This window comes from Burkholderia sp. R-40 (assembly GCF_049942845.1).
GTDB lineage: Bacteria > Pseudomonadota > Gammaproteobacteria > Burkholderiales > Burkholderiaceae > Burkholderia > Burkholderia ambifaria.
Genome location: NZ_CP187967.1, coordinates 91,425 through 114,981 on the forward strand (window position 1 = coordinate 91,425; position 23,557 = coordinate 114,981).

The window sequence follows — 23,557 nt, forward strand, 5'->3', positions numbered from 1 at the left end:
GTAAGATTACGGCCTCCGCCAGGCATTCCGGCCATCGCCGCCGTTTTGGGATGAACCGACACCGAAATGCGGTATAAACGGGCTGCCGTCTTTCGAGTGTCAATACGTAACGGACTGCCGGTATGATACGGGCGGCGCGTTTCCATCCGTACGAATAACTGGCACGGGTTTTCCCGATCTTTGCGTCACTTCCTTTTCGTTTTCCGCACCATGAACAGACGGTTCGCTTCGATCGCGTTGATCGCCGCCGGCGTGTGGTTCGCCTGCGGAAACGCTCGCGCGGATTGTTTCGACGAGGCCGCCCGGTACCAGCAGGTCAATCCGCTGATTCTGCGCGCGATCGCGTGGCAGGAATCGCGCAACCGGCCCGCCGCGCTGAACAAGAATACGAACGGCTCGGTCGACTACGGCCTGATGCAGATCAATTCGATCCACCTGCCGACGCTGTCGCGCTACGGCATCGGCCGCGACACGCTGATGGAGCCGTGCAAGAACGTCTATATCGCCGCGTGGCATCTGCGTCAGAAAATGAATCGCTACGGCAATACATGGCAGGCCGTCGGCGCCTATCATTCGGAAACGCCGTCGCTGCGCGACAAGTATGCGCGGCAGATCGCCGCAATCCTGGCGCAGTGGAAGCTGCTGCCGCCCGAGCAGTAACGTCGCGCCGCGCCGCGGGCTGACGCCGGGCCGCTCGGCCGGTGCGCGTTTGATGCACAATGCGGGCTCACGCCGCGGTTTCGACTGGCTTCGGGCGACTGCTCCCGGCCGATCGCGCCCCGCCAGGGCCCCACGGCCGCTTTTTCATCTTTTCCGTTGGTGCAAATCGTTATGAATCCGGCAATGAACCAGCCGTTGCCCGTCACCGTGCTGTCCGGTTTCCTCGGCGCCGGCAAGACCACGCTGCTCAATCACATTCTCGCGAACCGCGCGGGCCTGAAAGTCGCCGTGATCGTCAACGATCTCGCGGCGGTCAACATCGACGCGTCGCTCGTGCGCGATGCGCAGGCGCTGTCGCACGTCGAGGAACGCCTCGTCGAGATGTCGAACGGCTGCATCTGCTGCACGCTGCGCGACGACCTGCTCGTCGAGATTCGCAATCTCGCGGCCGACGGCCGCTTCGACGCGATCGTGATCGAATCGACCGGCATCGCGGAGCCGATGCCGATCGCCGAAACCTTCACGTTCGTCGACGACGACGGCGCGTCGCTGTCGAACGTCGCGCGGCTCGACACGCTCGTCACCGTGGTCGACGCCTACAATTTCCTGCGCGACTACGGTTCCGACGATGCGCTCGCGACGCGCGGCATCGCCGCATCGGACGAAGACGATCGCACGCTCGTCGAATTGCTGATCGAGCAGATCGAATTCTGCGACGTGCTGGTGATCAACAAGGCCGACCTCGTCGGCGCCGACGAACTCGCGCGCCTGCGGCACATCCTTGCGCGGCTCAACCCACGTGCGCACCAGGTCGTGTCGACATTCGGCAACGTGCCGCTCGACGAAGTGCTGAACACCGGCCGCTTCGATTTCGACGAAGCCGCGAATGCGCCGGGCTGGCTCGCGTCGCTGGATGACGATCACACGCACTGCGACGATCCCGAGTGCCATGATCCGCATCATGCGCACGTGCACGGCGAAGCCGACGAATTCGGCATCGGCAATTTTGTTTACCGCGCGCGCCGGCCGTTTCATCCGGCACGACTCTGGGCGCTGCTGCATCAGGAGTGGCCGGGCGTGCTGCGCAGCAAGGGCTTCTTCTGGCTCGCGACGCGCAACGACATCGCGGGTTCGCTGTCGCAGGCGGGCGGCGTGTGCCGGCATGGCCCGGCAGGCCTCTGGTGGGCCGCGCAGGATCGCGCGGAATGGCCGGATGACGACGAACTGCTCGCGGAAATTCGCACGGAGTGGCAGGGGGATCTCGACGATCGCGCGGTGGGCGATCGCCGTCAGGAGCTCGTGCTGATCGGCATCGGGCTCGATGCCGACGCATGGCGCGCGAAGCTCGATGCATGCCTGCTCACCGATGCGGAATTCGCACTCGGTGCCGCGCAATGGACCACGTTCGACGATCCGTTCCCGGCATGGGATGTCGACGCGCACGACGACGAGGATCCCGACGCGCAGATCGTGCACGCGTAACACGCGGTAAAAAACGGCGCGCGAAAGCTAACCGTTAAATCTTGCAAGAGGTGTGCGGACTGTGGCGAAAATGCCGCGCGCGCCCAACAAAAAACCCGCCGAAAGGCGGGTTTTTTTCCAGGCACAGGCGCTGAATCAACGCTTGTTGACGGCGTCCTTGAACGCCTTGCCAGCCGTGAACTTGACCGTCTTGGCTGCCGGGATCTTGATGGTTTCGCCCGTCTTCGGGTTGCGGCCCGTACGTGCTGCGCGCTTGCCCGAACCGAAGCTGCCGAAGCCGATCAGCTGAACCGCATCACCCTTCGACACGGCCTTCTTGATGACTTCGAGCAGCGTGTCCAGCGTTTCGCCGGTTTGAGCCTTGCTGGCGCCCGTTTGGGCGGCGACGGCGTCGATCAGTTCCTGTTTGTTCATTAAGGTTCCTTTTTCAGGTTAGGTTTGACACGAACAGCGCGAACGCGCCGATTATACGTGCGCGAACCGTGCCATCGAGAGTCAGACTCCGACGACACAGCGCCGAATCCTGGCCCGCGCGACGTGCCGTCCGGCTTGGCCGGCGGCCACCCCGCGGTACGGCGTTGCTATGATAGCGCAGCGCAAACCCAATAACGACAAGGGTTTCAAAGATTTTCATCGGTATTTCGCCGAATGAATCGTCGATTGCCCGTTTTTTGACCTGCGCCAACCGGACAGGATACGCAGCCGCGTCCGCCCGCACGCAACGCCGTTGGATTTTGCCAACGGCGCGCCGGACGCCTCCGCGCAAACCCTTGCCAGGCTTGGCTGCCACGTTTTTTGTTTCGCATGCCCGACCGACTCGTTCCCGCCACGCTCGCCCGCCGCGACGACGGCATTCTCGTCTCGCCCGAGTACGGCGAGCTCCCTCGCGACGCGTCGCGCGCTCGCGCGCACGCGAACCGAATGCTCGCCGGTACCGGCCTGCCGGCCCGCTGGCAGGGCCGCCGCACGTTCACGATCGTCGAGACGGGATTCGGCACGGGCAGCCGTTTTCTCGCGACGTGGGCCGCATGGCGCGACGACCCGGCACGCTGCGAGCGGCTGCATTTCGTCGCGATCGAACCGCATCCGTTCACGCGCGAGGACCTGCGCCGCGCCGTTTCTCATCTAGTTGCGGACACAACCATCTCGGAAAACGCCGACGCTTTGATCGACGCGTGGCCGATGCATGTGCCCGGCCTGCACCGGCTCGAATTCGACGCGGGGCGCGTGGTGCTCACGCTCGCATTCGGCGATGCGCGTGACATGCTGCAACGGCTCGTCGCGCGCGCCGACGCGTTCTATCTCGGCAATGTCGCGTCGGCCGCGCACGGCGATCTGCTGTCGGCCGACGTGATCCGCGCGCTCGCACGCATCGCCGCCGACGGTGCGACCTATGCGACGCATTCGCACGACGACACCGTGAAACATGCGCTCGAGCAAACGGGTTTCACGAGTCGCGACGTCGACGATTGCGCAGGCGAGCCCGCGTTGCGCGTCGGCGAATACGCACCGCGCTGGCGGATGCGTCGACACGAACCGCCGCGTGCATTGCCGGTTGCCGCGCGCGAAGCGATCGTGATCGGGGCGGGCCTGGCAGGCTGCGCGGTCGTCGAACGGCTCGCCGCGCGCGGCTGGAACATCACGCTGATCGAGCGGCACGAACGAATCGCGAGCGAGGCATCGGGCAATCCGGCCGGTGTATTCCATCCGCTGATGACGCGCGACGACAACGTCGCGAGCCGCCTCACGCGCAGCGGGTTCCTGCATGCGCTCGCACGCTGGCGCGCGCTCGAGGATGCGGGCCATGCATTCGCGCGCAGCACGCACGGGATGGTCCATCTCGCGGAATCGGCCGACGATTTCGCGCGGATGCGCGATGCGTGCGACGCGCTCGGCGCACCGTCCGACTACGTGTCGCTGCTCGATACGGACGCCGCCCGCGCGCATCTGAACCTGCCGGTCGCACACGGCGGCCTGCTGTTTCCGCACGGCGGCGCCGTCTGGCCGGCCGGGGTGTGCGCGGCACAAATCGCGGCGGCCGGCGCACGCGTGAAACTGCTGGCCGGCACCGAAGTCGCGCGGCTCGAGCGTGATCGCGACAGGTGGCGCGCCGTCGATGCGGCAGGCGCGACGCTCGCCGAAGCGCCGGTCGTCGTGCTCGCGAACGCGGGCGACGCGGTGCGTCTCGCGGGCCTGCGGCACGTCGCGCTGCAACCGGTGCGCGGCCAGCTCACGCTGCTGCCGCCCGGCAGCACGGCGCCGCTGCCGTGCCCCACGATCGGCGACGGCTATGCGGTGCCGCTCGACGACGGCACGCTGCTGATTGGCGCGACGTTCGAACCCGACGACGTCGATCGGACGATGCGCACCGCCGGACATATCGAAAACCTCGAGCGCGTCCGGCATCTGCTGCCCGGCCTGATCGGCGAGCTGCCGGACGTCGATACGCTGCGCGGGCGCGTCGCGTTTCGCTGGGTGGTCGCCGACCGCGTGCCGGTGATCGGCCCGCTCGCCGACGAAGCGCAGGCCGTCGCGAATGCCCGCGCGCTGAGCGGCGCGAAAGCGCGCGACCTGCCCCGCGCCGCAGGCCTCTACGGCGCCTTCGGCTACGGCTCCCGCGGGCTCGTCTGGGCGGCGCTCGGCGCCGAGCTGATCGCGTCGCAACTCGAAGGCGAGCCGCTGCCGCTCGAGCGCGAACTCGTCGACGCCGTCGATCCGGCCCGGTTCCTGATCCGCGCGCTGCGCGGCCGCCAGATCGGCTGATCTCGTCGGTCGAGTCCTCACAGTGCTTCGATTTTTCTGTGCGAAGTTATCCACGCGAGGCTGTGGATAACCGCGAGGAATCCGCGCGCACTTCGTGTGTAATCACAGTGGACGTAAACTGGGCAACTCGGCACAGCTGTGAAACGGCCCGAAAGTTGCCCCACTCAAACGTCTGTGAGCGAACAGCCTGTGCAACGGGTTGTGGCGGCGCCAACCCCTTGATCTTGTTGCGTAAACCGAAGTTATCCACAGAACTGTGGGCGCCTTGTTAACTTCTACTATGTATACATACAAGTAAACCTTTGAAACCAAAGACCTGCGGTGCCTCACAGCGCCGCGAGTCGATTCGATCGGTTCCGGAGCGAAAAAGCTGTGGCACAATCGGTTTCCTTCGCGTTCGTTCGGCCCTGGCGCCGGACATGCTTCAACGGAACGGTCGGCACGATTTCGAATCTGAGTCTTCGAGACCGCGCAGTCCGTTCACACACCAGGCCGACAATCCAGATCGGCAGCCTGAACGACAGTTCCGCCTGATGGCGGAAGAGGCGGATCCCATGTCCTGCCGTCGTCGACCACAACAATCACATTCGGGGCGACACCCAGCCGGCGCGCATCTCATTTCCGACGCTTGACCCCGCGTCGCTGGCGGTTGCTTCCAAAGGAGAAGTCACCACGATGAAGTCGGCGTTCTCATTCCTGCCCAACTGGCCACTCGTGCCGGATGCCGTGTTCTGGGCCGGGCTTGCGCTGTTTGCGGCCGGCCTGTGCGGCGAGCTGTGCTATCGCGCATGGCGGCTGCCGCGCATCACCGGTTATGCGGTGATCGGTCTCATCGCCGGATCGTTCGGATTCGGCGTGATCGACGCGAGCACCGACGAAACCTCGCGGCTGCTGATCAACGTCGCGCTCGGGCTGCTGCTGTTCGAGCTCGGCAGCCGTCTCGACCTGAAATGGATCCGCCGCAATCCGTGGCTCATCGCATCGAGCCTCGCGGAGGCGACGCTGACGTTCGTGCTCGTGCTGTTCGTGATGCTCGCGCTCGGCGTGTCGGGCATGGTCGCGCTCGTGCTGTCGGCGATCGCGATCGCGACGTCGCCGTCGATGGTGATCCAGTTGAAGACCGAACTGCGCGCGGAAGGGCAGGTGTCGCAGCGCCTCATCACGCTGACCGCGCTGAACAGCGTCTACGCGATCGTGCTGACCAAGCTCGTGACGAGCTGGCTGCACCAGGAAGCGTACGGGAACGTTTTCGCGACGGTGCTGCAACCCGTCTACCTGATCGCCGGTTCGTTCATCGTCGCGTATCTGGTTGCGCGTGCATGCAATTACCTGTTCCGCCACATGACCTCGACGATGCGCGACGAGCATTCGTTCGTCGCGCTGTTCGGCCTCGTGATGCTCGCCATCGCGGTCGCGCAGGCGTTGAAGCTGTCGACGCTGCTCACGCTGCTGCTCGCGGGCATCATCGTGAAGAACCTCGAAGCGCGTCCGCAGCTGTGGCCCGAGCATTTCGGCACGGCCGGCTGGCTGCTGACGGTGATCCTGTTCGTGCTGACGCTCACGTCGTTCACGTGGGGCGACATCGCGATCGGCGGGCTGCTCGCGATCGTGCTGATCGTTACGCGGCTGGTCGCCAAGCTGGCCGGCGTCGTCGTGTTCGCGAAGCCGAGCGGGCTCGGGATGAAGCAGGGCGTCGCGCTCGGCATCGCGCTGACACCGATGTCCGCGCTGTCGTACCTGCTCGTCGACGACACCTACCAGCTCTATCCTAATTTTGACCCGCATCTGCGCGCGATCGTGATGTGCACGATCGTGGTCCTGCAGCTCGTCAGCCCGTTCGTCGTCTACCGCTGCCTGTCGGCGGTCAGCGAACGCAGCGACAGAAACTGATTCCGGAACCTGCCATGGCACTCGAAACCTTCGTCAATTCCGAACCGTTCACGTTCGGCGTCGAACTGGAGATCCAGGTCGTCAACACGCACAACTACGACCTGACCAAGGCTGCATCCGACCTGATGCGCCTGATCCAGGGCGAGACCTTCCCCGGCAACATCACGCCGGAAATCACCGAGAGCATGATCGAGCTGTCGACCGGCATCTGCCACTCGCACGAGCAGGCAGTGTCCGAGCTGCATGCGATCCGCGACGTGCTCGTAAAGGCGGCCGACCAGCTCAACGTCGGGCTGTGCGGCGGCGGCACGCACGCGTTCCAGCAGTGGAGCGACCGGCAGATCTACGACGCGCCGCGCTTCCAGTACATCTCCGAGCTGTACGGCTATCTCGCGAAGCAGTTCACCGTGTTCGGCCAGCACGTGCACATCGGCTGTCCCGATCCGGACAGCGCGCTGTTCCTGCTGCACTCGATGTCGCGCTTCATTCCGCACTTCATCGCGCTGTCCGCGTCGTCGCCGTTCGTGCAGAACGTCGACACCGGCTTCCATTCGGCACGCCTGAATTCGGTGTTCGCGTTCCCGCTGTCGGGCCGCGCACCGTTCGTGCTGACCTGGGACAGCTTCGAGGAGTACTTCACGAAGATGGTCAACACGGGCGTCGTCAACTCGATGAAGGACTTCTACTGGGACATCCGGCCGAAGCCCGGCTACGGGACGATCGAGGTGCGCGTGATGGACACGCCGCTGTCGGTCGATCGTGCGGCCGCGATCGCGTGCTACATCCAGACGCTCGCGCGCTACCTGCTGACCGACCGGCCGCTGAAGCTGTCGGAGGACGACTATCTCGTCTACACGTTCAACCGTTTCGAAGCGTGCCGCTTCGGGCTCGAGGGCACCTGCGTCAATCCTCAGACAGGTGAGCGCCGCACGATCGCGGAAGACATCCTCGACACGCTCGACCGGATCGCGCCGCATGCGGCCGCGCTCGGCTCGCGCGCGGCGCTCGACGAGATCGGCGCGCTCGCGAAGGCGCGCGTGAATGACGCATCGTGGTTGAGAACCGTTTTCAAGCAGGAAAAATCGCTGAACGAGACGGTTCGCCAGCAGTGCCTGCGCTGGCGCGAATGAAAAAATGTTTTGCAGATTACGGGCTCGACCGCGCGGCGATTCACTGAACGCCGTTCGGTGCCGATTCGCGCGCGGCACGTCGCCAGTCGTCCTGAAAATCTGTGGATAACTCAATATTCCGCTTCAAAGTCAACGCTCTGCGGGATGGATAACCCGGTGGATCGGTGCCCTCGGCATGGTGGCCGATCCGAACAGGAAAATGTTTGCGCGTGGCGCCGTAGGGCCGGCAGAGATTGCCGGCACAACGAAAAAGTCCGGTTATCCAGTGATTTTCCACAGAATGAAGGGGATAACTTAGCTGTGCGATTTTCCGCTCTCGCTTAGAATGTCGGCTTTGCGGACACCGGAACGACGTGTGTCTCACCGGTCGCCGCGAACGCGACCGCCGCGTGTGCCTCGCGACGGCCGTGTCGACGCTCCTTGATGAGCGTCTGTTTTGAGATAGACATTCGATCTCCACACTACGGCTGCTCGGCAATCCGGGCGGCGGCAAAGCGAAAAGACTATGAGCGAAGGCGTTTACGGGAATCAGGCTTCGGGACGTGTGACCCACAGCTTGCTGCGATTGAGTACGGCCATGCGAAGCCAGGCATGGGATTGGGCGGAAGGCGCGGGTCTCACGCCGACGCAGGGCGAGATCCTCGTGCTGCTGCTGCAACGCAAGGGCCCGATGCGGCTCGGCGAGATCGCACGCGAGACGCAGCTCACCGCGGCGACCACCAGCGATGCGGTCAGCACGCTCGAAACGAAGGGGCTCGTCGAGAAGCGTCGCGCACTGGACGATGGCCGCGCGCTCGCCGTGCGCCTGTCGGCCCGCGGCCGTACCGCGGCCAAGAAGGCGCTGCAATGGCCGGAATTCCTGACGAAAGCAGTCGGCAAGCTCGGCGCGGACGAGCAGGGCGCGCTGTACCGCGCGCTGCTGAAGACGCTGCGCGAACTGCAGGTGGCCGGCGCGACGCCGCCCCAGCGCATGTGCCTGACGTGTGCGCATTTCCAGCCGGGCAAGCAGTCGAAGAAGACCGTGCATTACTGCGCGGCACTCGACCTGTCGATGGCCGACAGCGATCTGCGTCTCGACTGTTCGGTGCACGAAGAAGGCGACGCGGCCACGCAAAAGAAGACCTGGAAGGTGTTCGCCGGCTGACGTCCGTCGATCGACCGGGAGGCCGATGATGAACGCTGAAGTGGTGGCGATTCGCCACGTGCATTTCGAGGACCTCGGCAGCTTCGAGCAGGTGCTCGGCGAGCGTGGGCGGCGCGTGCGCTATGTCGACGTCGGATCGTCGCGCGTCGAGGTGCTCGACGCGCTGCAGCCGTCGCTGCTCGTGATGCTCGGCGGCCCGCTCAGCGTGTACGACGATGCGCAGTATCCGTCGATCGCGCCGCTCGCCGCGCTGGTGCGCCAGCGCATCGACGCGGGATTGCCGATCCTCGGCATCTGCCTGGGTGCGCAGTTCATCGCCCGTGCGCTCGGCGCGCGCGTCTATCCGGCGGCGCAGAAAGAACTCGGCTGGGCGCCGCTGACGCTCACCGATGCGGGCCGTGCGTCGCCAATGCGCCATCTCGACGGCGCGGCCACTTCGATGCTGCACTGGCACGGCGATACGTTCGACCTGCCGGGCGGCGCGATCCATCTCGCGTCCACACCGGCATGCCGCCACCAGGCATTCGCGTGGGGGCAGCACGTGCTGGCGCTGCAATGCCATCCTGAAATCCGCGCCGACCGCTTCGAACCCTGGCTGATCGGTAACGCCGGCGAAATCGCGTCGACGCCCGGCATCGACGCGCGCCAGCTGCGCGCCGACACCGTGCAGCACGGTCCCGCGCTGGAGGCCGCCGCGCGACGCATGTTCGCGGAGTGGCTCGACAGCGTCGGGCTTTGATGCCGAGCATGCGGCACCGCGCGTGAGCGGCCCGCCGGCAAAACCGGCCGGCGCACCGCGGCATCGCGCGTGCGCATTGCCTCACCGTCGCCATTGCCGCCGGCTTCACGCCGACTGTCCCTGACCATCGGCTTACTGCCGAACCGGCCGCCAGCAGCCTTCCAGCCTGCGTGCTACGCTCGTCAGCTCTTTCTCTTTCCTGGCGAGCGGCACCCATGACTGCGCTGTTTTCTCCGTTCACGCTGCGCGGCGTGACCCTTCCGAACCGGATCGTGATCTCCCCGATGTGCCAGTACTCCGCCGAGCGCGGCGAGGCGACCGACTGGCACATGATCCATCTCGGCCATCTCGCGCTGTCCGGCGCGGGCCTGCTCTGCATCGAGGCGACCGCCGTCGAACCCGACGGGCGCATCACGGCCGGCGACCTCGGGCTGTGGGACGACGTGACCGAAGCGGCGCTCAAGCCCGTGCTGGCGTCGATCCGCAAGCATTCGTCGGTCCGCGTCGCGATGCAGCTGTCGCATGCAGGGCGCAAGGCATCGAGCGACGTTCCGTGGAACGGTGGCCAGCTCGTGTCCGTCGCCGATGGCGGCTGGTTGCCGCACGCGCCGTCGGCGCTGCCGCACAAGGACGGCGAGACGCCGCCGCTCGCACTCGATGCGGCCGGCCTGAACCGGATCCGCGACGCGTTCGCGGCCGCCGCGAAGCGTGCCGCGCGCCTCGGCATCGACGCGATCGAAGTGCATGCGGCGCACGGCTACCTGTTGCACCAGTTCCTGTCGCCGATCTCGAACCAGCGTACCGACGAATACGGCGGCTCGCGCGAGAACCGGATGCGCTTTCCGCTCGAGATCTTCGAGATCGTGCGCGCGGCGTTTCCGGAGGACCGGCCGGTCGGCGTGCGCGTGTCGGCGACCGACTGGGTCGAGGGCGGCTGGGAACTCGACGACACGATCGCGTTCGCGCACGAACTGAAGCAGCGCGGCTGCGACTGGATCGACGTGTCGTCCGGCGGCGTGTCGCCGCTGCAGAAGATTCCGCTGTCGCCCGGCTACCAGGTGCCGTTCGCGCAGGCCGTGAAGCGCGCGGTCGGGATGCCGACGATCGCGGTTGGCCTCATCAACGATCCCGCGCATGCGAACCGGCTGATCGAGGCGGGCGACGCTGATCTCGTCGCGATGGCGCGTGCGATGCTGTACGACCCGCGCTGGCCGTGGCATGCGGCCGCCGAGCTCGGCGCGCAGGTGTCGGCGCCGCCGCAGTACTGGCGTTCGCAGCCGCGCGAGCACAAGGCGTTGTTCGGCGACATCGCATTCGGCCAGCGTTGAGCGTCATGCGCGTGATATTGCGCACGATGTTGAACGAAGCAATCTTGAACGTGTAGGATGCGGGTGATTCGCCGCATGGCCCGACGCGGCACCCACCGGTGCCGCGTTTTCGTTTTGCGCGACGCTGGGCCGTGAGCGCGGCCGTCTTCCATTCAATTCGTCTTCACAAGGATTCGTTCGATGAGTTCACGCAGGATCGCGGTGCGCCGCTCGGGAGTACACGGCAAGGGCGTGTTCGCGGTGGCGCCGATCAAGGCCGGCGAGCGCGTAGTGGAATACAAGGGCGAGCGAATTTCGTGGAAGGAAGCGCTGCGTCGCCATCCGCACGACCCGAGCGAGCCTAACCATACGTTCTACTTCGCACTGGAAGAAGGCGGGGTGATCGACGGCAAGGTCGACGGCAACAGCGCGCGCTGGATCAACCATTCGTGCGCGCCGAACTGCGAGGCCGAGGAGACGAAGGGCCGCGTGTTCATCCACGCGTTGCGCGACATCGGGCCGGAAGAAGAGCTGTTCTACGACTATGGCCTCGTGATCGACGAGAAGCTGACGAAGAAGCTCAAGCGCGAATACGCGTGTCATTGCGGCGCGGACGCGTGCCGCGGCACGCTGCTTGCCACACCGGACGACGACGGCAAGAAGGGAAAGAAGAAGAAGGATAAGGACGGCAAGTCCCAGTCCGCCGCGAAGGACAAGAAAAAGAAGAAGTGACCGGGGCGGGCCGCGCATCGCGCGCGGCGGCTTCATCGGACGGCCGCCGCGCGGCCGTTCTTCTCTCTACCCGATGCGCGCACCGCGCGGCTCAATGCGTCGGCGCGGCGGCCGGGGTTTCGCTCGCCGGCTTCTCGGTACGCTTGGCGAGCGGCACGCGCACGACGAAGCGCGAACCGCCTTCCGATGCATCCTCGTACGACACCGTGCCGCCGTGCATCGCGATGATGTCGTGGACGATCGCGAGCCCCAGCCCCGCGCCCGTCTCGACGCCGTTGCCGCTTTGCGCATCGCCGCGGAAAAAGCGCTTGAACAGGTCGGCCTGCTGACTGGCCGGCACGCCCGGGCCGTTGTCCTCGACGACGATCTCGGCGGCCGGCTGGCCGTCCTCGAGCGCGCCGCGCGCGACGTTCACCGTGATTCGCGCGCCGTTAGGCCGTGCGAGCGGCACGTATTTCAACGCATTGTCGAGCAGGTTCGCGATCACCTCGCGCAGCAGCACGGGGTTGCCGCGCACGTTCAGCGTTTCGTCTTCGCCGGGTTCGTCGCTGCGCTGGAAGCCGAGGTCGACATGCGACGCGAGCGCGCGCGGCACCCACTCGGCACCCGTCTCGAACGCCATCGCGGCCAGGTCGACGTCGACGAAACGCGCGGCCTGTTCGCCCGGCTCCGCCCGTGCGAGCGACAGCAACTGGTTCGACAGCCGCACCGCGCGGTCGGCGGCCGCGCGCAGTTCGCGCACCGCGGCGTAGGTCTGCTGCGGGTCGCGCGCGACGGCGGCCTGCTCGGCATGCAGCTTCACGGCGGTGAGCGGCGTGCGCAACTGGTGCGCGGCATCGGCGATGAACTTGCGCTGCGCGTCGAGCGCGGTCTTCAGGCGGCCGAGCAGCGCGTTCATCGCGCTCGTCAGCGGCCGGATTTCGAGCGGCACGTCGGTTTCGTCGACCGGCTCCAGCGACGTGTGGGTCTGCCGGTTCAGCGAATCGGCGAGATGCGTGAGCGGGCCGAGCTGCTGGTTCACGACGCGCCACACGATGCCCCAGCCCGCCAGCAGCAACAGCAGCAGCGGCATCATGATCGCGACGAGGAATTCGGCGGCGATCCGGTAGCGGTGCCGCACCGGCTGCGCGACCTCGACCACCATCGGCCGGCCGCCGTCGACTTCCTCGACGCGCACCTGCGCGACCCGCACCGCGCGGTTGTCGTACTCGGCCTCGAATACGTACGCGTGATGCATGCGGCGCACGTTGATGCCGCGCAGCGGCAGCTTCGGATCGCCGGCGAGCTCCTCCTCGCCGTCGCTGATCCGGTAGATCAGCGCCTCGGCCGGATCGGAGAACATGGCCTGCGCGAGCGGCGGCACCGTGAACGGCGCGTCGGGGCCGGCGATCTGGATCTGTTTGGAGATGGCGGTCGCGAGATCGGCGAGCGAGCGGTCGATCACGTGTTGCGTGTATTGCCACGCGAGCCAGTAGGCAATCAGGCCGCTCATCAGCGCGAGCATCGACAGCGGCGCGGCGAGGCGTCTGAGCAGCGAGCGGCGCAGGCTGGTGGTGACAGCCGGATCAGAAGACATTTCGACGGGCAAATGGATAAGCGCCGCTCACGGGGAGCGGCGCGGTCGTGCGCCGGACGGCGACGCGGGCAGGGCGGCGCGCCAGCGGCACCTGGCCGGCCGGCATGCGGCGCCGCTCAGACGCTCGCGGTCTGGCGGATTTCCTGCAGCAGATAGCCGAAGCCGCGCACCGTGACGATCTCGACACGGCACTGCTCGAGTTTCTTGCGCACGCGGTGCACGTAGACTTCGATCGCGGTGTCGCCGAGATCGCCGCCGAAATGCGTGAGGTGATCCTGCAGCTGGGCCTTGCTGACGACGCGGCCGTGGCGCAGCAGCAGCATTTCGAGCACCGCGAACTCGCGCGGCGACAGTTCGAGCGGCTTGTCGTCGTTGAAGATGCGGCGATCGACGCCCGACAGGCGGACGCCGCCGAGCGACACTTCCGGACGCGGCATGTCGCTGTGCGGGCCGCTGCGACGCATCACCGCGCGGATGCGCGCTTCGAGCTCGGCCGGCTCGAACGGCTTGAGCATGTAGTCGTCGGCGCCGGAGTTCAGGCCCTGGATCCGGTCGTTCAGTTCGTCGCGCGCGGTCAGCACGATGACGGGCGTGTGGCGGTTGGTCTGGCGGAAACGCGTGAGCAGCGTCATGCCGTCGATGCCCGGCAGGCCGAGGTCGAGGATCACGAGTTCGTGGCGGTTCTGTGCCAGCGCCTGTTCGGCAAAGATGCCGTCATGCACCATGTCGACGGTGAAGCCAGCCTGCTCGAGGCTGCTCTGGATACCGCGTGCGATGGGGCGGTCGTCTTCGATCAGAAGGAGTCGCATGAAGTTCGCTCAAGTACAATGGGTTGGCGGTTCAGGCACGCGGACAGCACGACACCGTTTCCACAGGGGCGCCGCATCGCCTGACATCAAGCATGGCGGCCAGCGAACGATTACATCCAATCATGTCCGATATCTCGATCCACGACCTCGAAGCCGCGATCAATTTCTGGCGCGCCCGCTCGCCGTCGAGCGGCGACGAACTCAAACTCTGCGAAGAGGCCAGCGCGCTCTCCAAGCCGTATGCGCTGCTGATTGTACAGCGCGAAGCCGCGCTGCAACTGGAAGGTTTGGACCCCAAGGCGCGGAAAGCGTACGAGACTTACGTGCGCCTTAAGGATGGCTTGGAAAGCTGAAGGCTTTCGCTGAGTACATCCTAGAAAACGTTCAGCAAAATGAAAAGTTGACGCGCCGCGCGTCGATCGTCGCAGGATGCGCGGCGGCAGGGGAAGCTCAGGAGGCCGGCTCGGTGTGCGCGCACACGTGGTCGATGAACTGCGCGAGCGAGATGTCGCGCTCGGTCAGGCCGTGCGCATCGTGGGTCGACAGCGTGATGTCGACACGGTTGTACACGTTGAACCATTCCGGATGATGGTTCATTTCCTGCGCCTTGATCGCGATACGCGTCATGAAGCCGAAGGCCTCGTTGAAATCGGCGAAGCGCAGGCTGCGCTGGATCGCGTCGCGTCCCGGCACGGCCGTCCAGTGCGGCAGCCCTTCGAGCCGGGTCTTGCGTTCTTCTGATGTGAGCTTGTGGATCATGTTGCACCTCGTTCGGTAACCAGCGGCGCCCGCGCGCGGGCAAAGGCCACGCGGCAAAGCCGGTACCGGTCATTGTTTCATAGTTGCGCGACGGGCATCCGGCGACGGGCATCCGGGGACGGCCATCCGGAGGCAGGCGGGCGCCGGCGCTCGAATCATGCCGGCGTGACCCGCCGCGTTACGCCCGCGCGTCGTCCGGCCAGCCTTCGCCCGTGCCGCGATGCAGCACGAGATCGCGCTCGAGCACCGCGCCGGCCGGGAACTCCGGCAGCGCGGCCAGCCGGTCGGCCAGCGCACGGCCGTCGACGTCGGCGAGCGCGAACAGCTGCGCGAAATCGTCGATCACGAAATAGGTCGTCTGGAACGTGTCGATCCGGTACTGCGTGCGCATCACGCGCTCCAGATCGAAGCCGAGCCGGTTCGGCGCCGCGCTTTCGAGGCTGTACAGGCTCTCGCCCTTGCTCGACACGATCCCGGCGCCGTAGATCGACAGCCCGTTCGTGCCGTTCGGGTCGCGAATCAGCCCGAATTCCACCGTATACCAGTAGAGGCGCGCCAGCCGCGCGAGCGCCGCTTCGTCGTCGGCGACCGCGAGCGCGGTGCGGCCATAAGCCTGCATGTAGTCGGCGAACACCGGCTCGATCAGGAGCGGCACGTGGCCGAACAGGTCATGGAAGCAGTCGGGTTCCTGCAGGTAGTCGAGCTGGTCCGGGCGGCGCATCCACCAGGTGACCGGAAACCGCCGGTGCGCGAGGTGCTCGAAGAACACGCGATCGGGCACGAGGCCCGGCACCGCGACGATCTCCCAGCCGGTTGCCCGCTTCAACTGGCGGTTCACGTCGGCGAACGACGGCACGCGGTCGGCCGGCAGGTCGATCTTCCCGAGGCCGGCGACGAACGCATCGCATGCGCGTCCGCGCAGCAGCGCCGACTGGCGCGCATAGAGCTGCTGCCACACCGCGTGGTCGACCTGGCCGTAGCGTTCGAGCGGCTGGTCGATGGTGAAATCGGCGCGGGTTTCGAGGCCCGCGTCGAACTGCTCCTGCAGTTTCGCGGTGACGACGGTGGACATGATCAGGCTCTGCACGCTGTGGTTGGGAACCATGCAAGTGTAGAGCGGGCGACGTGCGGAATGGGCGCAAAGATGGCGTGAATTCGCGGGTTGATGCGATAATCACGCATCAAAACACGAATCAATGCGGAGTATGCTCATGCTGGAACTCGATCACTTCGATCTCGCGCTTCTCGACGTGCTGCAGCGCTTCGGCCGCGCGACGCACCAGCAGCTCGGCGAGGAGGTGCCGCTGTCGCCGTCGCAGATCGGCCGGCGGCTGCAGCGGCTCGAGGCGGCCGGCGTGATCGAAGGCTACCGCGTGATGTTGCGCCCCGAAAAGCTCGGGCTCGGCGTCACCGCGTTCACGAGCCTGAAGCTCAAGCACCACGGCGATTCGATCATCGAGCAGTTCCAGCAGCAGATCGACGTGCTGCCCGAGGTGCTCGAATGCCATGCGGTGGTCGGCGACGCCGACTATCTGCTGCGGATCGTCGCGCCGGATCTCAACGCGCTGTCGCAGTTCGTGATGAAGAAGCTGATGCGCGTGCCGGGCGTCGACAGCGTGCGCTCGAACATCGTGCTGACGACCTTCAAGCGCAACGGCGCACTGCCGCTCGCGCATCTGGCGCCCGGCGCCGCATGAGGCGGCCGCCGGGCCGCGGGCGGGATGCCGGATCCCGCCGCGGATAGGGACCGATCAGGCCGCTTCGGATTGCGCGTCGGCGTTCAGCAGGTCGACGTACGCGACCGCGACGAGATCGTCCTGCGCCACGCCGAGCTTGGCGAATACGTCATGCGCTTCGGCTTCGCCGCCGGCTTCGTCGTCGTCGGGGCCGAGCACCACTTCCAGTTCGATGAAGTCGCCGAGGCCGTCGACGCGGTCGAGGTGAATCCGCGTGCGGCCGACGAGGTACACGTGCCGTTCCTTCGTCACGATCCCGCGCGTGGTCAGTGCGGTCGCGAGCAGCGAGTGCATCGCGTCCGGGTTCGTCACCGGGCTGCGCGTGTAGTACGACGCCTTCGGGCCGTCGCGGTCGTCGCGCTGATAGAAGATCAGTTCGGCCGGCGTGCCGTCCTCGAAGCGGCGCAGCTTCAGCCGGCCGCGCGGCACGTCGTAGAAGAAATCCTGCTGGCGGTAGAAAAGCGGTGCTTCGGTCGCGAGCGTAGCCGCCTGTTCGCGCAGCCGGTCGAATTCACGGGCGCGGGCTTTGATCTCGATGTTGCGGGCCATGCGGGTCTCCTTCAATCATGGATCTCGCGGTTTGCGAACGCACAATCTAGCAAAAAGCCCGCGATGGTGGCGTGACGCGCCACCGGGACGCGGCGACACGACGCGGGGCGGGTGGATTCGGGCGCGGCGGCAATCAGGCGGCGGATCAGGCTCGGAAGCCCGATGCACGAGCGGCCGCATCGACATCAGCCGCCCTCATATCGCCCATTGGGCCTCGATCAGCCGCAGCGCGGCCGCGATCGCCGGTTCGTCGCGCCGCTCGGCGAGCGTCACGAACGTCAGCTCGGTGGGCACCGTCACGCGTTCGACGATCGTCAGCGCATGCGCATGCGCTTCGGCCAGCGCGGTCGAGTCGCGCGCGAGCGTCAAGCCGATCCCGGATTTGACCAGGTCGAGCATCGACTGCTCCTGATCGACCTCGGCAACCTTGACCGGCTGCGCGCCGGCCGCCGCGAAGCGCCGCGACAGCAGCCGGTGATGGGCGGACGCGGGCGGCGTCCAGATCCACGGCAGCGCGGCGAGCGCACGCCAGTCGTGCGCTCGCTGCACACGCTCCTTCCAGCCGGCCGGCGCGAGTACGCGATACTGGAAATGCGTGAGCGTGACGGTATGGAACAGCGTGTCGTCGCGGGGATCGTCCTCGCCGGGCCGGCCGATGTAGTAGCCGACGTCGAGCGCCTGCGCCCGCACCTGCTCGAGTACCCAGCCCGACATCCCGTGCCGCAGCGCCGTCTCGATCTGCGGATGGGTTTCGACCAGCGCGCGCAGGAAGCCGCCGAGCCGCAGGAAGCCCGGATCGAGGATCGTGCCGATCCGCAGCCGGCCGCGCACTTCATGGCGCAGCGCGGCAGCGGCGCGCTGCACGTCGGCGGCCGCGGCGAGCGCGCGCTCCGCGTGCGGCAGCAGCGTCTGGCCGTCGCGCGTGAGCGCGAGCCCGCGCGACGTGCGTGTAAACAGCGTAATGCCGAGCGTTTCCTGCAGATGCTTGATCTGCAGGCTGACCGCCGGCTGCGTCAGGTGCAGCTGCACGGCCGCGCGCGTCAGGTTGCCTTCGCGGGCGACCGTCGCGAACGCGCGGAGCAGGGTGAGATCCATCGTCGTGATATGAGCGCAGCTTATAACGCAGTTCAGCATAACTCATTGGATCGACGGCCGGGGCGCGAGTACGCTTCATCGATCGCGTCGCCCGCGGCGCACCATGCTGAAAACGACGTGCGCGAGTGTGCTGCACGGCGTACAACAAGGAAGAAGACGTAAGGAGACATGTCGTGAGTACTCAACGTACGCTCGAGGGCGAATTCGATTACGTGATCGTCGGCGCGGGCACCGCGGGCTGCGTGCTCGCGAACCGCCTGACCGAGGATCCCGAGATCCGCGTGCTGCTGCTCGAGGCCGGCGGCAAGGACGACTATCACTGGATCCACATCCCGGTCGGCTATCTGTACTGCATCGGCAATCCGCGCACCGACTGGCTGTACAAGACGCAGCCGGAGGCGGCGCTCAACGGCCGCGCGCTGTCGTATCCGCGCGGCCGCGTGCTCGGCGGCTGCTCGTCGATCAACGGGATGATCTACATGCGCGGCCAGCGCGAGGATTACGACAGCTGGGCGCAGGAAACCGGCGACGCCGGCTGGTCGTGGGACAGCGTGCTGCCGATCTTCAAGCGCAGCGAAGACCACCACGCGGGCGCGAGCGATGCGCACGGCGCGGGCGGCTACTGGCGCGTCGAGAAGCAGCGGCTGCGCTGGGAGATCCTCGAATCGTTCGCGCAGGCCGCGCAGCAGACGGGCATCCCCGCGACCGACGATTTCAACCGCGGCGACAACACTGGCGTCGGCTATTTCGAGGTGAACCAGAAGCGCGGCGTGCGCTGGAATACGTCGAAGGCGTTCCTGAGGCCCGCGATGACGCGCCCGAACCTGACCGTGATCACCGGCGCGCACGCGCAGCGCGTGATCTTCGACGGTCGGCGCGCGGTCGGCGTCGAGTATCGCGGCGGCGGCACCCACTACGTCGCGCACGCGCGCGCCGAAGTGCTGCTGACTTCCGGCGCGGTGAATTCGCCGCAGCTGCTCGAACTATCCGGCATCGGTGCGGGCGCACGATTGCAGGCGCTCGGCATCGACGTCGTACAGGATCTGCCTGGTGTTGGCGAGAACCTGCAGGATCACCTGCAGTTGCGCATGGCGTTTCGCGTCGATGGCGTGCGCACGCTCAACACGCTGTCCGCGCACTGGTGGGGCAAGCTGATGATCGGCGCCGAATATGCGCTGCTGCAGCGCGGGCCGATGTCGATGGCGCCGTCGCAGCTCGGCGCGTTCGCGAAGTCCGATCCGGACGATCCCGCGCTCACGCGCCCCGATCTCGAATATCACGTGCAGCCGCTGTCGCTCGAACGCTTCGGCGAGCCGCTGCACGGGTTCAACGCCTTTACGGCGTCCGTCTGCCATCTGCGGCCGAGCTCGCGCGGCAGCGTGCACATCGCGAGCCCCGATGCGGGCGTCGCGCCGTCGATCGCGCCTAACTACCTGTCGACCGACCACGATCGTCATGTCGCTGCGAACGCGCTGCGTCTCACGCGCCGGATCGCATCCGCGCCGGCGCTCGCGCGCTATCGTCCGGAGGAGATCCTGCCGGGCACGCAGTATCGGACCGAAGCCGAACTGATCGATGCGGCGGGCGCGATCGGCACCACGATCTTCCATCCGGTCGGCACGTGCCGGATGGGGCGCGCGGACGACGAACGGGCCGTCGTCGACAGTCGGCTGCGCGTGCGTGGCGTCGCGGGGCTGCGGATCGTCGATGCATCGGTGATGCCGTTCATCACGTCCGGCAACACGAATTCGCCGACGCTGATGATCGCCGAGCGCGCGAGCGACATGATCCGCGCCGATCGACGCGCGGCGCACGAAGCGACACACGCGCGAACGGAAGCGGTGGTGACGGCTGCGTGACACCACGCTGACATCCACGACAGCGGGCCGTCATCCAGTCGCCCGCTGATTCGCTATGCGAAGCAAGCCGAAGCGAGCGGATCGCACCGGATTGGTGAGATAAACGTGCACAGTGTGCGTGCGTTCGCGCAGGCACGCGCGATGCGCATGCGCGCACCGACGATGCGCGTGTCAAAAAAACACGCCGCAAATTCGCGAAGCGCCGCATCGGATATGGCGGCCAGCCCTATAAGTGCAAATCCCGATGATTGCACTGCACCAACGGGGCGACAATGTGGCGCAATATGCAGACGCGTCGGCGCGGGAGACCACCCTCGATGCGTAATACGGCGTCCGGGGACAGCCCGCTCATCCGCAGACCTGTTCGCGGTCGCTTGCGCGAATCTTCCCGGTGGTTCGCCTGACTTCGTACGGAAGGGAACATGATTCTCGGCGACACGATTCTCGAAACACGCGGACTGACGAAGGAATTCAGGGGCTTCACCGCCGTGAACGGTGTCAACCTGCGTGTGCGCCGCGGTGCGATCCATGCGTTGATCGGACCGAACGGCGCAGGCAAGACCACCTGCTTCAACCTGCTGACCAAGTTCCTGACACCGACGGCCGGTCAGATCGTCTTCAACGGCATCGACATCACCGACGAGCGCCCGGCGCAGGTCGCGCGCCGCGGCATCATCCGTTCATTCCAGATCTCGGCGGTATTCCCGCACCTGAGCGCGCTGCAGAACGTGCGCATCGGCCTGCAGCGTTCGCTCGGCACCGAATTCCATTTCTGGCGCAGCGAGCGCACGCTGAAGCGGCTCGACGATCGCGCGATGGACCTGCTCACGCAGGTCGGCCTCACCGATTTCGCGCACGTGCCGACCGTCGAGCTCGCATACGGCCGCAAGCGCGCGCTCGAGATCGCGACGACGCTCGCGATGGAACCCGAACTGATGCTGCTCGACGAGCCCACGCAAGGGATGGGCCACGAAGATGTGGACCGCGTGACCGCGCTGATCAAGAAGGTCGCGAGCGGCCGCACGATCCTGATGGTCGAGCACAACATGAACGTGATCGCCGGCATCTCCGACACGATCACCGTCCTGCAGCGCGGCGAGGTGCTGGCCGAAGGCTCGTATGCGGAGGTATCGAAGAATCCGCTCGTGATCGAAGCCTACATGGGCAGCGCCGACGCGGCGCTCGCGGGGGCGCACGCATGAAGCGCAGCGAACGGGAGGAACGCGAATTGAGCGGCGTCGAGAGCGGCACGCCCGCGCTGGAGATCACGGGCCTCGAGGCCTGGTACGGGGAATCCCACATATTGCACGGCGTCGACCTGAGCGTTCATCGCGGCGAGGTCGTGACGCTGCTCGGCCGCAACGGCGCGGGCCGCACCACGACGCTGCGCGCGATCATGGGCCTCACCGGCCGCCGCAGCGGGTCGATCAAGGTCGCGGGCAACGAGACGATCGGCCTCGCGACGCACCGCATCGCGCATTTCGGCGTCGGCTATTGTCCGGAGGAGCGCGGGATCTTCTCGAGCCTGTCGTGCGAGGAGAACCTGATGCTGCCGCCGCTGATCGGGCCGCGCGAGCATGCGATGCCGCTCGACGAGATCTACGCGATGTTCCCGAATCTCGCGTCGCGCCGGCAGAGCCAAGGCACGCGGCTGTCCGGCGGCGAGCAGCAGATGCTCGCGGTGGCGCGGATCCTGCGCACCGGCGCGAACCTGCTGCTGCTCGACGAAATCTCCGAAGGCCTCGCGCCGGTGATCGTGCAGGCACTCGCGCGCATGATCATCGCGCTGAAGGCGCGCGGCTACACGGTCGTGATGGTCGAGCAGAATTTCCGCTTTGCCGCGCCGCTCGCCGATCGCTTCTACGTGATGGAGCATGGCCGCATCGTCGAGCATTTCCGTGCATCCGAACTGGAAGGCAAGATGCCGATCCTTCACGACCTGCTTGGGGTGTGACGCCGCCCCGTTTCCCTTGCCGCTAGCCGTGGCGGCTCTCGAATAACCACAACGCATCAGAACAACAGGAGACGTCAATGAAAATGAAGACCCTCGCGCAGGCCTGTCTCGCGCTCGCGACCGCCGCGTTCACCGCCGGCGCCGCGCATGCCGCGGATACCGTGAAGATCGGTTTCGTCACCGACATGTCGGGGCTGTATGCGGACATTGACGGTCAGGGCGGCCTCGAGGCGATCCGCATGGCGGTCGCCGACTTCGGCGGCAAGGTGCTCGGCAAGCCGATCGAGGTCGTGTACGCGGATCACCAGAACAAGGCGGACATTGCCGCGTCGAAGGCGCGCGAATGGATCGACCGCGGCGGGCTCGACCTGCTCGTCGGCGGCACGAATTCGGGAACGGCGCTGGCGATGGCCAAGCTCGCCGCGGAGAAGAAGAAGGTCTACATCAACATCGGTGCGGGCGCGGACACGCTGACGAACGAGGAGTGCACGCCGTACACGGTGCACTATGCGTACGACACGATGGCGCTCGCGAAAGGCACCGGCTCTGCGGTGGTGAAGCAGGGCGGCAAGACGTGGTTCTTCCTGACCGCCGACTACGCGTTCGGCAAGGCGCTCGAGAAGAACACGTCCGACGTCGTGAAGGCGAATGGCGGCCAGGTACTCGGCACGGTGCGCCACCCGCTGTCCGCGTCGGATTTCTCGTCGTTCCTGCTGCAGGCGCAATCGTCGAAGGCGCAGATCCTGGGCCTCGCGAACGCGGGCGGCGACACGATCAACTCGATCAAGGCCGCGAAGGAATTCGGCATCACGAAGACGATGAAGCTCGCCGGGCTGCTGATGTTCATCAACGACGTGCACAGCCTCGGCCTCGAAACGACGCAGGGCCTCGTGCTGACCGACAGCTGGTACTGGAACCGCGATGCGGCGTCGCGCCAGTGGGCGCAGCGCTACTTCGGCAAGATGAAGAAGATGCCGTCGAGCCTGCAGGCGGCCGACTACTCGTCGGTGACGACCTACCTGAAGGCCGTGCAGGCCGCCGGCACGACCGACTCCGACAAGGTGATGGCCGAGCTGAAGAAGATGAAGATCAACGACTTCTACGCGAAGGGCGCGATCCGCCAGGACGGCAGCATGATTCACGATATGTACCTGATGGAAGTGAAGAAGCCGTCGGAGTCGAAGGAGCCGTGGGACTACTACAAGGTGCTCGCGACGATTCCGGGCGACCAGGCGTTCGGCACCAAGAAGGAATCGCGCTGCGCGCTGTGGAAGTAAGCGCGACGTAGCGACGCAGCAGCGGGGCGGCGGCCGCGGCGAGGTACTCGCCGCGCCGCCCGCGTGCGCCGCGGCTTGAAGGTTGCGCACGCAACG

At 66.4% G+C, this 23,557-nt stretch carries 22 protein-coding genes; 15 read left to right on the forward strand and 7 right to left on the reverse strand.

The annotated features are described in order from the left end of the window. Positions 1 to 210 precede the first annotated feature (210 nt). On the forward strand, positions 211 to 660 hold the full coding sequence (locus ACP26O_RS00415) for a lytic transglycosylase domain-containing protein (RefSeq protein ID WP_126226889.1): 450 nt from the start codon (positions 211 to 213) through the stop codon (positions 658 to 660). A gap of 171 nt (positions 661 to 831) precedes the next feature. Continuing rightward, on the forward strand, positions 832 to 2,142 hold the full coding sequence (locus ACP26O_RS00420) for a GTP-binding protein (protein WP_175665565.1): 1,311 nt from the start codon (positions 832 to 834) through the stop codon (positions 2,140 to 2,142). A gap of 135 nt (positions 2,143 to 2,277) precedes the next feature. Here ACP26O_RS00420 and ACP26O_RS00425 read toward each other — a convergent pair whose 3' ends face one another. Further along, entirely contained in the window at positions 2,278 to 2,556 is a 279-nt protein-coding gene (locus tag ACP26O_RS00425; RefSeq protein WP_006401505.1) for an HU family DNA-binding protein, read from the reverse strand. A 390-nt stretch (positions 2,557 to 2,946) separates the two neighbouring features. Between ACP26O_RS00425 and mnmC the strand changes: the two genes are divergently transcribed. From mnmC to ACP26O_RS00460, 7 genes are all read left to right on the forward strand, one after another. After that, positions 2,947 to 4,905: a bifunctional tRNA (5-methylaminomethyl-2-thiouridine)(34)-methyltransferase MnmD/FAD-dependent 5-carboxymethylaminomethyl-2-thiouridine(34) oxidoreductase MnmC gene (gene mnmC, locus ACP26O_RS00430; protein ID WP_175665564.1), complete on the forward strand. Its 1,959-nt coding sequence runs from the start codon at positions 2,947 to 2,949 to the stop codon at positions 4,903 to 4,905. A gap of 675 nt (positions 4,906 to 5,580) precedes the next feature. Beyond that, complete coding sequence (locus tag ACP26O_RS00435) at positions 5,581 to 6,795, forward strand: cation:proton antiporter (RefSeq protein WP_175665563.1); 1,215 nt, start codon at positions 5,581 to 5,583, stop codon at positions 6,793 to 6,795. A 14-nt stretch (positions 6,796 to 6,809) separates the two neighbouring features. Beyond that, on the forward strand, positions 6,810 to 7,925 hold the full coding sequence (locus ACP26O_RS00440; RefSeq protein WP_006751345.1) for a YbdK family carboxylate-amine ligase: 1,116 nt from the start codon (positions 6,810 to 6,812) through the stop codon (positions 7,923 to 7,925). A gap of 505 nt (positions 7,926 to 8,430) precedes the next feature. Beyond that, positions 8,431 to 9,069 carry a MarR family winged helix-turn-helix transcriptional regulator gene (locus ACP26O_RS00445; protein ID WP_043173297.1) on the forward strand — a complete coding sequence of 213 codons (639 nt, stop codon included), beginning with the start codon at positions 8,431 to 8,433 and terminating at the stop codon, positions 9,067 to 9,069. Positions 9,070 to 9,097: 28 nt separating this feature from the next. Beyond that, positions 9,098 to 9,808, forward strand: coding sequence for a glutamine amidotransferase (locus ACP26O_RS00450; RefSeq protein ID WP_105830794.1), 711 nt, complete (start codon positions 9,098 to 9,100; stop codon positions 9,806 to 9,808). A 215-nt stretch (positions 9,809 to 10,023) separates the two neighbouring features. Beyond that, positions 10,024 to 11,136 carry an NADH:flavin oxidoreductase/NADH oxidase gene (locus tag ACP26O_RS00455; protein WP_011655593.1) on the forward strand — a complete coding sequence of 371 codons (1,113 nt, stop codon included), beginning with the start codon at positions 10,024 to 10,026 and terminating at the stop codon, positions 11,134 to 11,136. A gap of 180 nt (positions 11,137 to 11,316) precedes the next feature. Beyond that, the gene (locus ACP26O_RS00460) at positions 11,317 to 11,847 is read left to right on the forward strand and encodes an SET domain-containing protein (RefSeq protein ID WP_175665562.1); all 531 of its coding nucleotides are present in this window, start codon (positions 11,317 to 11,319) and stop codon (positions 11,845 to 11,847) included. 91 nt (positions 11,848 to 11,938) lie between these two features. Here the strand turns inward: ACP26O_RS00460 and ACP26O_RS00465 are convergent, their stop codons facing one another. Together ACP26O_RS00465 and ACP26O_RS00470 are read right to left on the reverse strand one after the other, a co-directional pair. Beyond that, positions 11,939 to 13,423, reverse strand: coding sequence for a sensor histidine kinase (locus ACP26O_RS00465; RefSeq protein ID WP_105830761.1), 1,485 nt, complete (start codon positions 13,421 to 13,423; stop codon positions 11,939 to 11,941). Between the two features lie 116 nt (positions 13,424 to 13,539). Then, positions 13,540 to 14,232, reverse strand: a complete 693-nt coding sequence (locus tag ACP26O_RS00470) for a response regulator (RefSeq protein WP_006401494.1) — start codon at positions 14,230 to 14,232, stop codon at positions 13,540 to 13,542. Between the two features lie 122 nt (positions 14,233 to 14,354). Here ACP26O_RS00470 and ACP26O_RS00475 point away from each other — a divergent pair, with 122 nt between their 5' ends. Next, positions 14,355 to 14,585 carry a DUF3717 domain-containing protein gene (locus tag ACP26O_RS00475; protein WP_041491056.1) on the forward strand — a complete coding sequence of 77 codons (231 nt, stop codon included), beginning with the start codon at positions 14,355 to 14,357 and terminating at the stop codon, positions 14,583 to 14,585. Positions 14,586 to 14,682: 97 nt separating this feature from the next. On the opposite strand, the gene ACP26O_RS00480 is transcribed toward ACP26O_RS00475, so the two are convergent. Both ACP26O_RS00480 and phhA read right to left on the reverse strand, forming a co-directional pair. After that, on the reverse strand, positions 14,683 to 14,991 hold the full coding sequence (locus ACP26O_RS00480; protein WP_175665561.1) for a 4a-hydroxytetrahydrobiopterin dehydratase: 309 nt from the start codon (positions 14,989 to 14,991) through the stop codon (positions 14,683 to 14,685). 178 nt (positions 14,992 to 15,169) lie between these two features. Continuing rightward, positions 15,170 to 16,096 carry a phenylalanine 4-monooxygenase gene (gene phhA, locus ACP26O_RS00485; RefSeq protein WP_175665560.1) on the reverse strand — a complete coding sequence of 309 codons (927 nt, stop codon included), beginning with the start codon at positions 16,094 to 16,096 and terminating at the stop codon, positions 15,170 to 15,172. Positions 16,097 to 16,202: 106 nt separating this feature from the next. Here phhA and ACP26O_RS00490 point away from each other — a divergent pair, with 106 nt between their 5' ends. Continuing rightward, positions 16,203 to 16,688, forward strand: a complete 486-nt coding sequence (locus tag ACP26O_RS00490; RefSeq protein WP_006408082.1) for an Lrp/AsnC family transcriptional regulator — start codon at positions 16,203 to 16,205, stop codon at positions 16,686 to 16,688. Between the two features lie 54 nt (positions 16,689 to 16,742). Here ACP26O_RS00490 and ACP26O_RS00495 read toward each other — a convergent pair whose 3' ends face one another. Together ACP26O_RS00495 and ACP26O_RS00500 are read right to left on the reverse strand one after the other, a co-directional pair. Beyond that, on the reverse strand, positions 16,743 to 17,276 hold the full coding sequence (locus ACP26O_RS00495; RefSeq protein WP_006751335.1) for a class IV adenylate cyclase: 534 nt from the start codon (positions 17,274 to 17,276) through the stop codon (positions 16,743 to 16,745). A 195-nt stretch (positions 17,277 to 17,471) separates the two neighbouring features. Next, on the reverse strand, positions 17,472 to 18,371 hold the full coding sequence (locus ACP26O_RS00500) for a LysR family transcriptional regulator (RefSeq protein ID WP_175661319.1): 900 nt from the start codon (positions 18,369 to 18,371) through the stop codon (positions 17,472 to 17,474). Positions 18,372 to 18,544: 173 nt separating this feature from the next. Here ACP26O_RS00500 and ACP26O_RS00505 point away from each other — a divergent pair, with 173 nt between their 5' ends. The 4 genes from ACP26O_RS00505 (at position 18,545) to ACP26O_RS00520 (ending at position 23,461) form a co-directional block, all read left to right on the forward strand. Continuing rightward, the gene (locus ACP26O_RS00505) at positions 18,545 to 20,230 is read left to right on the forward strand and encodes a GMC family oxidoreductase (RefSeq protein ID WP_175665559.1); all 1,686 of its coding nucleotides are present in this window, start codon (positions 18,545 to 18,547) and stop codon (positions 20,228 to 20,230) included. Positions 20,231 to 20,652: 422 nt separating this feature from the next. Then, positions 20,653 to 21,432, forward strand: coding sequence for an ABC transporter ATP-binding protein (locus ACP26O_RS00510; protein WP_011655601.1), 780 nt, complete (start codon positions 20,653 to 20,655; stop codon positions 21,430 to 21,432). After that, positions 21,429 to 22,184, forward strand: a complete 756-nt coding sequence (locus ACP26O_RS00515; RefSeq protein WP_011655602.1) for an ABC transporter ATP-binding protein — start codon at positions 21,429 to 21,431, stop codon at positions 22,182 to 22,184. Before ACP26O_RS00510 ends, ACP26O_RS00515 begins: the two co-directional genes overlap by 4 nt. Positions 22,185 to 22,261: 77 nt before the next feature. Next, a complete protein-coding gene (locus ACP26O_RS00520; protein ID WP_012362755.1) occupies positions 22,262 to 23,461 on the forward strand; it encodes an ABC transporter substrate-binding protein in 1,200 nt (399 codons plus the stop codon). Positions 23,462 to 23,557 lie beyond the last annotated feature (96 nt).

What these genes read in the sequence shown, in the direction of transcription:
- ACP26O_RS00435 (WP_175665563.1), top strand. Translation starts at nt 5,581, where the DNA reads ATGAAGTCGGCGTTCTCATTCCTGCCCAACTGGCCACTCGTGCCGGAT.
- phhA (WP_175665560.1), bottom strand. Translation starts at nt 16,096, where the DNA reads ATGGTTCCCAACCACAGCGTGCAGAGCCTGATCATGTCCACCGTCGTC.
- ACP26O_RS00515 (WP_011655602.1), top strand. Translation starts at nt 21,429, where the DNA reads ATGAAGCGCAGCGAACGGGAGGAACGCGAATTGAGCGGCGTCGAGAGC.
- ACP26O_RS00450 (WP_105830794.1), top strand. Translation starts at nt 9,098, where the DNA reads ATGAACGCTGAAGTGGTGGCGATTCGCCACGTGCATTTCGAGGACCTC.
- ACP26O_RS00445 (WP_043173297.1), top strand. Translation starts at nt 8,431, where the DNA reads ATGAGCGAAGGCGTTTACGGGAATCAGGCTTCGGGACGTGTGACCCAC.
- ACP26O_RS00415 (WP_126226889.1), top strand. Translation starts at nt 211, where the DNA reads ATGAACAGACGGTTCGCTTCGATCGCGTTGATCGCCGCCGGCGTGTGG.
- ACP26O_RS00465 (WP_105830761.1), bottom strand. Translation starts at nt 13,423, where the DNA reads ATGTCTTCTGATCCGGCTGTCACCACCAGCCTGCGCCGCTCGCTGCTC.
- ACP26O_RS00495 (WP_006751335.1), bottom strand. Translation starts at nt 17,276, where the DNA reads ATGGCCCGCAACATCGAGATCAAAGCCCGCGCCCGTGAATTCGACCGG.
- ACP26O_RS00500 (WP_175661319.1), bottom strand. Translation starts at nt 18,371, where the DNA reads ATGGATCTCACCCTGCTCCGCGCGTTCGCGACGGTCGCCCGCGAAGGC.
- ACP26O_RS00440 (WP_006751345.1), top strand. Translation starts at nt 6,810, where the DNA reads ATGGCACTCGAAACCTTCGTCAATTCCGAACCGTTCACGTTCGGCGTC.
- ACP26O_RS00490 (WP_006408082.1), top strand. Translation starts at nt 16,203, where the DNA reads ATGCTGGAACTCGATCACTTCGATCTCGCGCTTCTCGACGTGCTGCAG.
- ACP26O_RS00470 (WP_006401494.1), bottom strand. Translation starts at nt 14,232, where the DNA reads ATGCGACTCCTTCTGATCGAAGACGACCGCCCCATCGCACGCGGTATC.
- ACP26O_RS00520 (WP_012362755.1), top strand. Translation starts at nt 22,262, where the DNA reads ATGAAAATGAAGACCCTCGCGCAGGCCTGTCTCGCGCTCGCGACCGCC.
- ACP26O_RS00420 (WP_175665565.1), top strand. Translation starts at nt 832, where the DNA reads ATGAATCCGGCAATGAACCAGCCGTTGCCCGTCACCGTGCTGTCCGGT.
- ACP26O_RS00480 (WP_175665561.1), bottom strand. Translation starts at nt 14,991, where the DNA reads ATGATCCACAAGCTCACATCAGAAGAACGCAAGACCCGGCTCGAAGGG.
- ACP26O_RS00425 (WP_006401505.1), bottom strand. Translation starts at nt 2,556, where the DNA reads ATGAACAAACAGGAACTGATCGACGCCGTCGCCGCCCAAACGGGCGCC.
- ACP26O_RS00460 (WP_175665562.1), top strand. Translation starts at nt 11,317, where the DNA reads ATGAGTTCACGCAGGATCGCGGTGCGCCGCTCGGGAGTACACGGCAAG.
- mnmC (WP_175665564.1), top strand. Translation starts at nt 2,947, where the DNA reads ATGCCCGACCGACTCGTTCCCGCCACGCTCGCCCGCCGCGACGACGGC.
- ACP26O_RS00455 (WP_011655593.1), top strand. Translation starts at nt 10,024, where the DNA reads ATGACTGCGCTGTTTTCTCCGTTCACGCTGCGCGGCGTGACCCTTCCG.
- ACP26O_RS00475 (WP_041491056.1), top strand. Translation starts at nt 14,355, where the DNA reads ATGTCCGATATCTCGATCCACGACCTCGAAGCCGCGATCAATTTCTGG.
- ACP26O_RS00510 (WP_011655601.1), top strand. Translation starts at nt 20,653, where the DNA reads ATGATTCTCGGCGACACGATTCTCGAAACACGCGGACTGACGAAGGAA.